The 12,287-nt window shown below is 52.1% G+C and carries 18 protein-coding genes; 2 read left to right on the top strand and 16 right to left on the bottom strand.

Annotated features, from left to right (window positions below; genetic code table 11):
• Positions 1-38 precede the first annotated feature (38 nt).
• Positions 39-758: a hypothetical protein gene (locus ACTHS4_RS10030; protein ID WP_440365882.1), complete on the bottom strand. Its 720-nt coding sequence runs from the start codon at positions 756-758 to the stop codon at positions 39-41.
• A gap of 53 nt (positions 759-811) precedes the next feature.
• On the opposite strand from ACTHS4_RS10030, the gene ACTHS4_RS10025 reads away from it, so the two are divergent.
• The gene (locus tag ACTHS4_RS10025; protein WP_440365881.1) at positions 812-985 is read left to right on the top strand and encodes a CDP-diacylglycerol--serine O-phosphatidyltransferase; all 174 of its coding nucleotides are present in this window, start codon (positions 812-814) and stop codon (positions 983-985) included.
• A gap of 102 nt (positions 986-1,087) precedes the next feature.
• Here the strand turns inward: ACTHS4_RS10025 and ACTHS4_RS10020 are convergent, their stop codons facing one another.
• The 12 genes from ACTHS4_RS10020 to terL form a co-directional block, all read right to left on the bottom strand.
• A complete protein-coding gene (locus ACTHS4_RS10020) occupies positions 1,088-1,846 on the bottom strand; it encodes a hypothetical protein (RefSeq protein ID WP_049323790.1) in 759 nt (252 codons plus the stop codon).
• A 12-nt stretch (positions 1,847-1,858) separates the two neighbouring features.
• Entirely contained in the window at positions 1,859-2,323 is a 465-nt protein-coding gene (locus ACTHS4_RS10015) for a phage tail terminator protein (RefSeq protein WP_440365880.1), read from the bottom strand.
• 1 nt (position 2,324) lies between these two features.
• Positions 2,325-2,756: a phage virion morphogenesis protein gene (locus ACTHS4_RS10010; protein ID WP_440365879.1), complete on the bottom strand. Its 432-nt coding sequence runs from the start codon at positions 2,754-2,756 to the stop codon at positions 2,325-2,327.
• Positions 2,757-2,759: 3 nt separating this feature from the next.
• Entirely contained in the window at positions 2,760-3,170 is a 411-nt protein-coding gene (locus ACTHS4_RS10005) for a phage protein Gp36 family protein (protein ID WP_049323787.1), read from the bottom strand.
• A 58-nt stretch (positions 3,171-3,228) separates the two neighbouring features.
• On the bottom strand, positions 3,229-4,218 hold the full coding sequence (locus ACTHS4_RS10000; protein ID WP_440365878.1) for a major capsid protein: 990 nt from the start codon (positions 4,216-4,218) through the stop codon (positions 3,229-3,231).
• A 15-nt stretch (positions 4,219-4,233) separates the two neighbouring features.
• Positions 4,234-4,596, bottom strand: coding sequence for an oxaloacetate decarboxylase alpha chain (locus tag ACTHS4_RS09995; protein ID WP_440365877.1), 363 nt, complete (start codon positions 4,594-4,596; stop codon positions 4,234-4,236).
• Positions 4,589-5,539, bottom strand: coding sequence for a hypothetical protein (locus ACTHS4_RS09990; protein WP_440365876.1), 951 nt, complete (start codon positions 5,537-5,539; stop codon positions 4,589-4,591). Before ACTHS4_RS09990 ends, ACTHS4_RS09995 begins: the two co-directional genes overlap by 8 nt.
• Before the next feature lie 280 nt (positions 5,540-5,819).
• Positions 5,820-6,119, bottom strand: coding sequence for a hypothetical protein (locus ACTHS4_RS09985; protein ID WP_049335934.1), 300 nt, complete (start codon positions 6,117-6,119; stop codon positions 5,820-5,822).
• Between the two features lie 3 nt (positions 6,120-6,122).
• On the bottom strand, positions 6,123-7,418 hold the full coding sequence (locus ACTHS4_RS09980) for a phage minor head protein (RefSeq protein ID WP_440365875.1): 1,296 nt from the start codon (positions 7,416-7,418) through the stop codon (positions 6,123-6,125).
• Between the two features lie 16 nt (positions 7,419-7,434).
• Positions 7,435-8,850, bottom strand: a complete 1,416-nt coding sequence (locus ACTHS4_RS09975) for a phage portal protein family protein (protein ID WP_440365874.1) — start codon at positions 8,848-8,850, stop codon at positions 7,435-7,437.
• Between the two features lie 50 nt (positions 8,851-8,900).
• Positions 8,901-9,098: a hypothetical protein gene (locus ACTHS4_RS09970; protein ID WP_440365873.1), complete on the bottom strand. Its 198-nt coding sequence runs from the start codon at positions 9,096-9,098 to the stop codon at positions 8,901-8,903.
• Between the two features lie 2 nt (positions 9,099-9,100).
• A complete protein-coding gene (gene terL / locus ACTHS4_RS09965; RefSeq protein ID WP_440365872.1) occupies positions 9,101-10,711 on the bottom strand; it encodes a phage terminase large subunit in 1,611 nt (536 codons plus the stop codon).
• A gap of 12 nt (positions 10,712-10,723) precedes the next feature.
• Here terL and ACTHS4_RS09960 point away from each other — a divergent pair, with 12 nt between their 5' ends.
• Positions 10,724-11,314 carry a hypothetical protein gene (locus ACTHS4_RS09960; RefSeq protein ID WP_440365871.1) on the top strand — a complete coding sequence of 197 codons (591 nt, stop codon included), beginning with the start codon at positions 10,724-10,726 and terminating at the stop codon, positions 11,312-11,314.
• Here the strand turns inward: ACTHS4_RS09960 and ACTHS4_RS09955 are convergent.
• Genes ACTHS4_RS09955 through ACTHS4_RS09945 form a run of 3 tightly spaced genes read right to left on the bottom strand, consistent with a single transcriptional unit; the run spans position 11,311 to position 12,280 of the window.
• Entirely contained in the window at positions 11,311-11,817 is a 507-nt protein-coding gene (locus tag ACTHS4_RS09955) for a DUF1804 family protein (protein ID WP_004520456.1), read from the bottom strand. The genes ACTHS4_RS09960 and ACTHS4_RS09955 overlap by 4 nt on opposite strands.
• A gap of 2 nt (positions 11,818-11,819) precedes the next feature.
• Positions 11,820-12,017, bottom strand: coding sequence for a hypothetical protein (locus ACTHS4_RS09950; protein ID WP_002213716.1), 198 nt, complete (start codon positions 12,015-12,017; stop codon positions 11,820-11,822).
• Positions 12,014-12,280: a hypothetical protein gene (locus ACTHS4_RS09945; RefSeq protein WP_004520458.1), complete on the bottom strand. Its 267-nt coding sequence runs from the start codon at positions 12,278-12,280 to the stop codon at positions 12,014-12,016. The genes ACTHS4_RS09950 and ACTHS4_RS09945 overlap by 4 nt, the downstream gene beginning before the upstream one ends.
• Positions 12,281-12,287 lie beyond the last annotated feature (7 nt).

Here is a 12,287-nt window from a genome sequence, read left to right as displayed (position 1 = left end):
ATTAGGAGCGGAAATAGACGAAAACCTGTTTTGGAGTTTCAGCTGTCGAAGGAAGGGCTTTTTTGCAAAGGTCTCAAGCTCTTATTCAACTGGAACACTTTATCGTTATAGTGGGCAGTTGCACGGGAGAGCTCTTCCTTGGTTAACGTGCCGCTACTTTTTAAAAGGTCATAGCTTTTCTTAAGCTCCTGCAACTCACGCAAGGCTTTCTCATCGGTATCGATACCAAGTTTGATTTTTGCATCGGCAATGGCTTTAAGTTCCGATGCCTCGGCTGACAGCTTATCCAATTTTGCCGTCGCAGTTGCTGTCTCAGCAGTCAGTCGTCTTTCTTCGGCAGCAAGGTTTTTGACGGACACGCCCGACGCATTAATCGCCTGTGTGGTGAGAGCAAGACCGTCTTTCAGACGGCGTTTTGCTCCTTCGAGCCTGTTGACCTGTTCGGAAAGTTTTTGGTATTCCCGTTCCTGTGCCTTGGTTGCGCTGTCCTTCATTTGCGCCGACAAGGCGGATAGGCTGGATTTTGCCGCCTTCAGCGCAACATCCGTTTCTTCAAGTTCGCTGCCGAGCTTGCGGTAATAGTCGATAAGCCCCTGCTGCTTGGCAATTTCAGCAAATTCCCGACCTGCTTCATCGGTACTTTTTGCCAAAGCCGACGTATCCACACCCGCTGCTTCGATTTGTGCCGACAGTGCCTTGATGTTTTCAACACCCTCGACGCCCGCCTTAATCTCAATCCCTGCTTGAATATTCGCCATTATTTTGATACCTTTACTATCTCGAATGAATAACCCTTAACAGATTTCAGCCAATGAAAACCCTCGCTCTAACCATACTTTTCGCTGTCGGTGCATTCTTTGGTTTCGCCGCTCTGTATCTCGGTCTCGATCTGTTGGCGCACATCCGCGACATGAAACTGCTGGAACTTTTCGCCTTTATGGCCGTTAGTGGATACCTGATTAAATCAGTCCTGCATCGGTTCTAATCTGTTTTTAAAACCACTTTAAAAAAGGCCGTCTGAAACCTGCCGCCGCTGCGTCTAGACGCAGAAGCCAGTTTCAGACGGCCTTTGTTTATTACCGAATCTTTAGTTGTTGTACGATGTGAAGGAATAGGTCGAAGTCTCGCCCGAAGCCAACACCGCCGTGCCTTTGAATTCCGCCTCATTAAAGTCGTCGCCGAACCAGTCGATACTGCCGTCCGCCGCCAGTACGGCATGGGGGATATGCAGGATGCCGGTCTCGCCGGTAACGCGGTTGCGGCCGTCGACGTAGATTTCCAAGTCCAATTTGGACAAGGTAGCGGCAGAGACTTTGTAGCCGCCCGAATCGCGGGTTTTGTAGTCGACGGTGATGTTTTCGCCGTCGTTGACGGTATCGGCGGCCGGCAGGATGGTAATCATGCCCAAGGTGGCATTGATGTCCAAATGCTTGGCATCGACATTGTTTTGGGATTTGTTTTTAACTTTGACAGTAGCCGGATCGATATTGCCGTTTGCCAGTTTGTACGCCATGCCTTTTTTACCGATGGTCACGGTCTCGCCCGTAACGGTATCCGCCGTAGCCGCGATGACGGCGGCTTCGCCCATCAGGGCAAGCGCGAGGTTATCTTTGTCGAAAGTATCGAGTTTCAGACCGATTTCGGTGGGCTTGACGGTTTTCAGGCTATCCAACGCGCTGCCGTAAGTGCCTTTTTGCTTAGACACACGCTCTTTGGTTTCCACGCTGGTTTGCGTGGTCAGGGCAGTGGTATTGCCGATGTCGATAAAGCCCGAGCCTTTTTGATTGAGGTTGCGTACCTTGACGTCGCCCTCAAAGATTAAGCCGTGGTCGTTTTGTTTTGCCATGTGGCAGCTCCTTTAGTTTGCCGCCTGCACGGTGTCGCAGGCGAATGAAATGGGGTAAAAAGCAAAGCCGTCGTTGTATTCGATGAATGGCGAGGCGATGCGGCGGAAGGGAGTAACGGCATATTCGTCGCCCGCGTCCCAGCCCGAAAACGCCCGTTGGATTGCCGTCAGGGTCTCGCCGACCTCGTACAGCGTGGATTTGCCGTTGGCGGTATAGCTTCGTGCGAGGACGAAGGTAAAGTGCAGCGTCGATTTGAGGTATTTGCCGTTTTTCGCTTCGTCGGCAAAGGTCGAGCCGCCGAAAACGACATAGACCGCGCCGTCCAGCGGGGCGGCTTTGCGTTTCGCCGCGCCTTGGGCGAGCAGCTCGGCAAGTTCGCCGATCTCCTTGACTGCCTTAATGCCTTTGACGGTTTTCAGACGGCCTAGGATTTCGGGATAGACCGCCAATAAGTTTTCATGCTGTTTTAAAGCCATATCAGACAATCAATCCTTCCAGCCAATCGGACATCAATTCGTCAATGTCCTGATAATCTTGCGAAGACAAGCCCAAAAACGGACGCGCCGGCATGGTTTTCGTGCCTTCCTGCACATAAACCGAGTAGCCCATTACCGAGCCGGTAATCACGCTTTTTGCCGATGCCTCGTGCGTAATGCTTGCCAAGAGGTTGCCGTAGTCCACCAAAATCCCGCCGCGTCCGTTTTTGGCTTCTGCCGTAGTGGGGCTGACATCCTGCCAGCGTTTGCCGTCAGGCGCGGTTTTGGTTTCGGCGATACGGCGGCGGGTCGAAGATTCGAGGATGCCGCCGATAGCGCGCAAAGGCTCTTCAAGGCTGCCATTCAACCTGCCCGACAGGCGGTTCAGGCTTTGGGCGATACGCGACAAGTCGTGCGATACCGTAATCCGCATTGCCTACTCCTTCAGCCATTCCCGCAAATCGGGTTCGGCATTCACATAAACGGCACACGTTGACGGTCTGCGGTCATCCGATACGCGGCTTTCGTCCAGCATATTCGGATTTTTGACGACCATCTTCAGCCAAGCGATTGCCGACTGATAACGCTCTTCGACAATACCTGTTACCGCATCGTCGTAGAGGTAGTAGCGGGCGATGTCGCAGACTTTGATTTTCAAAACCTGCGGCGCGGTGTCGTTGGTAAAAAACAGTTTCGCCGCCCGAAGGTAGCTTGCCGCTTCTTCTTCCGCATCGGCAATTGCCGCCGCCATCACCGCTTCGTCTATGGTTTCGTAGTTCTCATGATTCGACCGTTCCGCCATTTCCTGCTCGCCGAAACGCGTAATCATGTCTTGGATGGTAATCATGCCGTCCTCCGTTTTCAGACGACCTTTAAAACTGCCTTAAAGGCCGTCTGAAATCCGTTTAAGACATGGTCAGCGTTGCCAACAACTCGGGGCGCAGCGCAATCGGCAATGGATTGGACTGCATGTGCAGGCTCCAGCCTTTGTCGTGCTGCAATTTCTCGCGGCTGGCGTAATACGGCAGGGCGCGGGTGTTGACGGTCGCGTTCATGTCGGCAGGGGCGAAATACTCTTTGTAAAGATTACGGCCGACCGGCAGCAGAATGGCTCTGTCCGCACCGATGTCGGCTGCGCTGCCGAAATGGTTGGCATACTCGATAAAGCGGATGCCTTTGTGGACAAACTCGGTCGGATTGAGCGTATCGCCTTCGCGGTAGGCGCGTGCTTCGTCAAAGCGTTTGTACACTTCGAAGATGGACTTATGCTCTTTGAGCGCGCTCAAAAACTCTGCGCCGCAATACACGACCCAGCCGCGCACTTGCGCACCGTTGAATTTTTGGCGTTGTTCGGACAAGAGCTTGTCCAATACCGCGCCGACTTTGGTCGTGTCTTTCGACAATTCGATGTTTTGCGTTTTGCGTGTAACGCCGAAATCGGTGTTGATGTCCAAAATCACGCTGCCGTCCGCATCCAAAATCTTGCCTTGCAACGCGCCGAGCATGAGGTGTTCGCGGGTGTATTCAAGGTCGGATTTGCCGCCGGCCAGCTTTTCGTTGACCTTGTCCATGACGATTGCGGCTTGGGTCGTGCCGAAAGCGCGCAGGTTTTGTACGTCATCGGCACGGATGACGTCATGAATCGGCAGGTGTGGGATTTTGACGGTACGCACGGTGCGTTTCGGACTTTCGACCGCCTGGCCGGCCGTACCGCGCTCTTTGCTGGCTACCAAGTGGACTTTGCCGTCTTGGAACTCAATGTCGGCGTAGGTAGTGGTTAGATATTCGGGCTCGAAAATACCCAGCTCGCGGATTTGGCTTGCGCCCGGGTCGATTTTGTTGACGGCGGTGGTCAAAGCCTGCACGCCGAATTTGCTGTTGTCAGATAAAGGCATATTTTTTCCTTGTAGTTACAGAGTGTCGCCATTTGGTTTGACAGTACGGTTTACAACATAAACGATGCCGTATGGATCGCCGTCTTTATTCAGCTGCTCAATCACATCAGCTGACGATCTCGACATGCCGTCGCGAATTGCATCGTCTGAGCATCGATTCAGATTGATGATGCAATTGTGCGGCTGTACGATGACTTTACCGTCGGTTTCATCTGTCAATGCCAGCAGTTTGTTCTCATTGCGAAACTTCCAACTAACAAATGTACCGGCTTTTGTGCCTTGCGGAGCAGCAATCGCCACACGCGTCAACGGCGTCGCTTCATATTTCAAAAAGTCGGAAATAACAGGGCCGAGGATTTCGGTTTTGGCTTTAGACATAAGAGCCTCCCAATAAGCCTTTGTGGCTGGCTACGGAGAACTTGCCCTCCGCCTCGCCGGTGTGTTCGGATTCGTCTTTGCCTGCGCCTTCACTCAACAGTGCGTGCGGCACGGCAGACTGGGGGGCTTTCGGCGTCAAATCGGCAATCATGGCTTCTGCCGCTTCAATGTCGGCAGACAAAAGCACGGTCATGGTAGCGTCGGACAAGCCTTCAAACTTGCCGTTTTCGCCTTCCTTAAAGCCGGCGGCGGACAATTTCGCCTTGACTTGGTTTTTCTTGGCAGCCGCTTCGGCTTCTTTCAGCTTTTTCTCGGCTTCGGCTTTTTCAGCCTTGAGCGTATCGACTTCCGCTTTCAGGTCGTCAAACGCTTTCTTTTCTTCGGGTGTCATAGATAACTCCAAAGGTTGTTTAAAAATATCCGGCAAGGGACTGCCGTCCGACAACACCACCGCCTCCGTCTCGCCATCTACACCGACGGCGGTAAACGACACCTCGCGTATCGCACAACGGCGCAGGATGACAGCTGGCCCGGTTACCTCGTTGCCGTTGACGGACAATACTGCGCCCGCCGCCAGCTCCTCATAGGATTCCGCCTGCGCGTAAACCGACATTTCCCAAGGGAAACCTTGGTCGGCTGCTTCGGCGATCTGCGTGCCAAACTCGTTGGACAACAGACTACCTTCCGCAATCAGGCCGTCCGCCGTTACCGACAGGCTGCACACGCCCGCCATCTTGACGGGGGAATGCTCCAATAGGACGGGGACGGACGCTTTGTGCGACAGCTGGGCTAAATCGACGACTGTCTGATAACTGCCGTAGCCGAAGGGCTTGCCCGAATTGGCAACGCCTTTAAAAGTACGCACCTTGTCGGCACCGGTCGCCAGGGCAACCGGCAGCGCGGCGGACAATTTGATTTTGAGGGGGGTGTTGTTCGTATCCATTGCTCCATTTTGCCTTGCCAAGTTCAAAAAGACGGACGGCAGGATTTCACTTCCCAATCCAAATGCAAAAGCCGCCCAAAACCCGAATATCAGGTTTCAGACGGCCTTGCGCAGTTCATCTATTTAAAATTCGATTCAGGGGCGTTTTAGAAGCCTCTAGGATTGATTTTAAAATGCTGGATATATCTTTGCTTACCCCAAGCATTTAAACGCGTTAAAACGCGGAATTTGAGCGTTTATGAAAAAGGCCGTCTGAGTCGGTTTCAGACGGCCTTCGGAGTTATACAGGTTTAAATCTCGGATCAGCTTCAAGCGCGGTTTTTAAATCGGACTTGTACGGCTTAATCCACTCGGACTTTTCAGCAGCCTCAAGTATCCATCCGCATACACGGGCGAATGCCGCTGCGGACAAATCCGCAATCGAAAACACGCAGCCCGAAAACTCGCCCTGCATTTGCTCGGCTGCCTCCTTGTCAATTTCAGCAAGACGCGGGTACAGATAGTCCAACAATTCGGACGGGGCGGTTTTCCCGCCTAAAAATACTTTTACTTCGCGGCTGACATACAGTTCAGACGGCATGACTTACTCCGATATTTTTACCAATAAGCGAACTTTATCCCGCTGTTCTTTCGGCAATGATAACACATACTGCAACAATTTATGCCGGTTTGCCGCATTCAGATGGCGTAAATCAAGCGGGACAATATCGGCTTTATCAAAATGTTCCCGAATCTTATCGACCTTAGTATTCCACGCCCCGGCGGTGTGCGCAAAATAACGGTTCATCAATTCCGCACGTTCGGGATTTTCGGTAAACATAAAATCCAGTTTTACCCATTCTTCACGGGGCAGGTCGTCTGAAACAATCAGATAATCGGCTTGACCCTTACCTTTCTCTACGGGCAAATCAAACACTTCCAGCCTGTCGCCCGTTTCAGCCTGCCACGCTGCCGCAGCTCTCGCTTCGTGGTCTTTTGTATTGTTGGCAGACTGCTCTTTTGTCAGCCTGCGCACTTCTTTTTCAGATACCTTGTCCGACAAAGCCAACACCGCCACTTTGTCAGACGGCACGCTATACCGCTTGTCCAGCCACGCCTCGCGCTCGGCAATCATGGCAGCCAGTGCCTCTTCGCCGTTTTTCTCGCCAAACAGCGCGTCCATTGCGCCCAGCCTGTCGCCGTGATTGTGCGCGAAGCTCGGCGTGATGTCGTCGGGTATCAATACCGTTTTGCCTGTGCGCGGATTGGTAAACTCGACCATATCCACATCAGGCTCGCCGCTGATGCCTTCGCGCTCCGCCTGCCGACGGGTCAGGGCGGAAACCGAGCATTTGCAGCCGTAGCCGTTGGGCGGGAAGATGACTTTCCAAATGTCGTGATCGACCGGCAGGACTAAGCCGTAGTAGCGTTTATGGCTGTCGCGCGGATGCCCTGCGGCGGAATGGTTGTAGCGCAAATACGGCAGGGCTTTTTTGTTTGCCTGAATCCGCTGCCACTGCCCCGCCGCAAAGGCGGTCTGCATATTGGTGTTGAAGATGGTTTTCAGACGACGTGTACTGCCGAGCTGTACCAATTTCGGCTCGCCGTCCAGCGGGTCGGTCATCACTTGCTCGTCCCACCAGCCTTTTGCCATCAAATACGGTTTTAAACGCTTTTTAAAATCGGCAAATGCCGTACCGTTTTGCTGCGCGGATTCAATGGCGTCTTTGACTTCGGCGAGCATATCCGCGTCCATCATCTTGGTGACGGTAAAGGCAAGGCTGTGTTGATACAGCCAGACATCGTAATGACTGAATCCGGGCAGGATTTTCTTGGATTTGAAATGCTCGAAAGCGGCTTTATCGACCAGCCCTGCGAAGTTGTATTCAATCCCGTCCATCGTCCGCTCCGTCAGCCTAAGCCGAAAGGCCGTCTGAAACCAAACGCTGAATTAAGAGATTGTCGCCCTGGCTCAAATTAAGTTTGAACAGCTTCGCCTCAAATTCGGCGTAGTCTTTGCAGCTTTCCAGTAAACCCAACACTGCCTCCATCTTCGGTCGGGCGATTGCCTGCTCCGCCGTATCAGGCGCATTGCGGGCAAGGCCGTCAGACAGTCGCAGGCTGAATTTGGCGGACGCAGGGTTTTCAGATGACGCTTTCGGGTCGCGCAGCTCGAAATGTTCCGGCTCAAAGCCCAAGATGTCGCGGTAGTAGGTTTCGGTCAACACGAGCTGCCCCGTATCCATATACATCTTGTCGCGTTCGGCGCGGGTCTTATCAACCTTGATTTCGTCTTCAAACTCAAACCATACGCCTTTGGGCGCATTAATCGGCTTGCCGTAGGCGTTGTTGACCATCACAAGCGCGTCGATAAAGTGCTGTGCAGCGCGGGAGAGCAGAGCGAGATACGCGCCGATGCGCTCGTCGCGGTTGTTTTCTTCGGTCTCTTGGCTCGCGCGGCTGGCGGTCTCAAGGTCGCTGGTTTTGACCTTGCCCAACAGCGTTTTTTGGATACGCGCATTGGCAAGGTTTTCCAGTCGGCGGAATGCCTGACCATCCGCGCTGTTTTGCAGCATCATCACATCGTCTTCGCGCTCGATACTCAACGCGCCGCCGGAAACAAAGCGGTAAAACCGGCTCATGAAGCTGTCGTGGTCGTCGTTGCTGTTGGCTTGGATTTTGGCAATTAGATAAGGCTGGGCGTAGCGCGTAATAAATTGCGCCGCATAGACAAAGCCTTTTTTACGCAACGCAACCGGCGCATACAGCCGCGCCGCCGCCATTTCGCCCGCAGGATTGGTTGAAGTGGCGCGGTGGGTAATAAAGAGATACAGCACGTCCGTATTGCAGGCTTCCTCGCCACCGCTGCCGCGATACACCAGCGAGCCGTCGCGGTAGGGAACGTATTTCGCCAATTCGCCGCTTTTGTTGCTGATATGCTTAATCGTCAAAAAGCCGTCGGGTTCGGGCTGATAAACGTACCGACCGACACCATAGCCGCCCAAACGCGCCGTCAATACGATTTCAGCAAGTGCGGACAGATGGCGTTTCAGCGTTTTCCATAGACGGTCTTTGTCTTCGTCGCTCAAGTCCTCGCCATAAATGCGCCACGACTTGTTCTGCATGGCAGAATGCAAATCCTCCAAACAGGCGGCAACCTCATCATCACCCGATACCGCGTCCAATGCCTGCTGCCTGTCCACGCCGAGGCGTGAAAGCAGCGCGTCCGTGCCTTCCATATTAGAAAACAGGCTTTCCAACGCGTCTTCAGTCGCGCTCGTCAATGTCTTGATTGCGGTTTTTCGCGTTGCGCTTTTAATCAATCCGAACATAATTTTCTACTCCAAAGGTCGTCTGAAACCGTTTTCAGACGACCTTAAAATCAATACTCTTCGCCGCGAGCTGCCAAAAAACCTTCAATTCCAGCGACAATAAAATGTAGATTTAATAGCCGCCCAGCCTTATAGCAGGAGACAACCTCTTGCAGATGTGCAATCGCTTTATCCAAGCCACGCTCGAGGTACTCAACATCCTCTGTCAGCTCTTTTTCACGAGCGGTTATCCGTTCTTTTTCATACATTTTTAAATCTCCAACATCGGCGCAGGCAAATCAATCGCACGCGCCCTGTTTGACACATTGCCCGTCGTTGCCGCCATCCACAGCATATGCAGCGCATCTGGTCCGTCGTCATGGTCGGCTTTCGGGAAATGGCGCAACTGGCTGATTAAGGTCTTTTGGTCGGGGTTGAGCAGAATCAAACCGTTTGCCATGTGCGGCTGCAAGGTCTCAATCCGCAACATCTTGTCCGAAGACGGCTTGATACCGCGCACCGGAATATGCACACCCGAACGCGCCCCGCGCTTAATCAGCTCATCCTTGAGAAACTCTTGGAATTGCACCGTCTCCACCACCCACAACACCGGCTTGACCCGCGCCTCTTTTTGAATGCGGATCACGTCCTCAATAATCAAATCGGGCAGGCGTTTTTTGACTTGGGCAACAGTTACAAACAGACGGCCTGTTGATTTCTGATAACCACCGACCAAAATCGCCGACGGGTCACGCCCCGCGCCCGCCTTACCCAATGACGGGTCGAGTGCGCCGTAGTACACCAAATCATCGGGCAACTCCGACCAGTATTTGATGTTTTCCGCAAACGGCGCATCTTCGCCGCTGACTGGGTCGTTTTGATACTCGCTGTCAAATGTCGCATGACCGTCACGCGCACGGATTTTCATCAATGCCAATACGCCGCGAGCCGCCCAAGAAGTGACCGCGCCGCGCTCCATTTCGTCCTTGTTTGCCTGATAAAACGCCTCGGCCACCGTCTCGCCGTCGTTTCGGAAAAGTTCCTCCCAGCGGTCCCACAAATCCATGCGGTCGGGCCAGCGTTTCATCGCCTTAAACTTAATACCGTGCCAAAACGGATTATTCAAAGTGCGGTTAAGTACGCTGTCGTAATGCAAAATCGTGCCGATATAAATCACATCGTATTTCTGACCGACCCCGCCCAAAGGCAATACCGTTTTAGTCAGCCACGCATTGAGCTTGTCGCGCTGTTCCGGGTTGCGGATTTGCTCGTCATTCTCAATATCGTCCAAAACAGTTAAGTCAGGACGGTAAGGGCCATGACGCAAACCACGCAGCTTTTTACCGCTACCGGCCACTTGCACCTTAACGTCATTGGCCGTCACAATCGTACCGGCCTGCCATACACGGCCTTGTCCGCATACTTCCGGGAAGTCGGTTTTCAGGCGCGGATTAAACTCAAGTTCTGCCTTAATGGCCTCCAGCATCGGATACGCTTGGTCGATACTGTCCATTACGATGACCGCATAATGTTTTTGGCCTGTCACAATACACCACAGCGTAAACAACTGAGTAACCTGCGTCGATTTACCCTCGCCGCGCGGCGCACCCACCGCCTCATTTTCCCCTTTAGGGGAGCGGATAATCTCCGGTAGACGGCTGAATAAGAACTCATGCAGTTCGGATTTTTCAGGGGAGCGGATATAATGCGGAAAGTAGGTGTTGACGAAATACTCGTAACCGCCTACCGGGTCAAACACCTTGGCACGGCGTGCAGCAATAGCCTTGGGCGACGCATCAAAGCCATCCACTTCCGCTTCGATGACTTGGCGCAGGCTGGCGGCCAGTTCGGCAAGGGATTTGAGGAATTCTTTTGTTTTCATGAGGAATAATTTATGAACTGGTTAAATAGAGGTATTCAGGAAAAAATCTTACGAGTCTTAAGTGATAATTACCCGAACTGCCTAAAAGCAACCAAGGTATATAACTCTCTTTTCCCTAGTAGTTCTTTACCTATTACTTCTAACATCCCTGTTGATAAACAAGGATTGGATTTGGCTTTGACTCTTGGTTGTGAAATTCAAAGTCAACACCTAGCAACTTTACAATCAGATGAATTCCAATATTTTTTTAAAAATATTTATTACTTAGAAGAATCTGGTTTAATTGAAATTACTTCGATAGATTCACTTCATAAAAATTTTGACTGCAAAATTAATCATAAGGGCATAGACTTCCTTACCGATGATGGCGGCCTATCCGCCATTCTTGGTGTTGTCACAGTCAAACTACACAGCGACACTATTCAGGCTTTAATTGCGGCAAAAATAGACCAAGCAGAGATTTCTGATTCAGAAAAAAGCTGGCTGAAAAAAGAATTAGGGAAAATCAAAGACACTGCATTAAGCACACTTACAACAAATGCCATTAATGCCATCTCTGCCGACGCCCTCGTCAAATTTTTAAAATCAGCTATCGGCCTCTAACCAAACTTCTTCTCCACTTCCGCCCCAAACGGCTCCAATACCTCCACAAAGGCAGGCAAATGTTTGGGGTGTTTTTCTTGCACAAACGCCATCAAGAACTCAATCAATTCCAAAGCCGTCGCCAGTTTTGACGTTTCCGGCATCACACGGGCATTGGCTGATACGGTTTTGGTAAACGCATCGGCCAGGCTGGCCAACAGCTTCGCACGGTCCGATGGCGGCAAATCTTCGGTACTCGAATCCTGCAGCATCGTCATCGTGCTGTTGTACTGCACCATAAAACCGGCCAACATCGCACGGCTCAAGTCCTCAATACCGCCGCCGGCCAAAGTGTAGGCGGCGCGCATCTTATCCCAGTCGTCGCCTTTTTCCTTATCCGCACGTTTCCACGCACGCGCAGTGGCCTGCGGGATTTCGCACATCAAGGCTGCCGTTTCCAAAGTTTGCTCGCCGCTCACATAGAGCCGGCGTAACTTTTCACGGATTTCTTGCGGGTGAGCCATAATTACAGTCCCATTTTCGCTTTAAGCAATTCCCAGCCGACCGTAATCACGCCGCCGCCCAGTGCGCCGAATGTAATGGCCGTGCGTTTCGTGTCTTGGCGGATTTGTGCAATTTCCGCCTGCATTTCCTTCTGATTTTTCAGAGTTTGATCAGTCTTGTTTTCAATACGCGCCAAGGCATCCAAAATCGGGTCGCTCATGATTTGTCCGCTTTCCTGTCCAGTTTTTCGTTTACTTTTTCTAACTTGTTTTCAATTCGCTCCAAGGCCGCCGCAATATTAGTGCTGTCTGCCTTGGCGTCCGCCTTGGTGTGATAAGAGAGCTTGACCGCGTGCAGCTCCTCTTTAAGGTCGTCGATACGCTTGTCCGCCTCTTTCAGACGGCCTGAAATGCCGTTGACCCAAAACCAAAATGCCGCCGTCGCAATCGGCCACAAGGTTTTAAAACCAAATTCAAAGTCCATTTAAAAC

The organism is Neisseria sp. P0014.S009 (genome assembly GCF_051958155.1).
Taxonomy (GTDB): Bacteria; Pseudomonadota; Gammaproteobacteria; order Burkholderiales; family Neisseriaceae; genus Neisseria; species Neisseria flavescens_C.
Note: the sequence above shows the minus strand (reverse complement) of the source record. Positions and strands in the feature narration are given on the sequence as shown.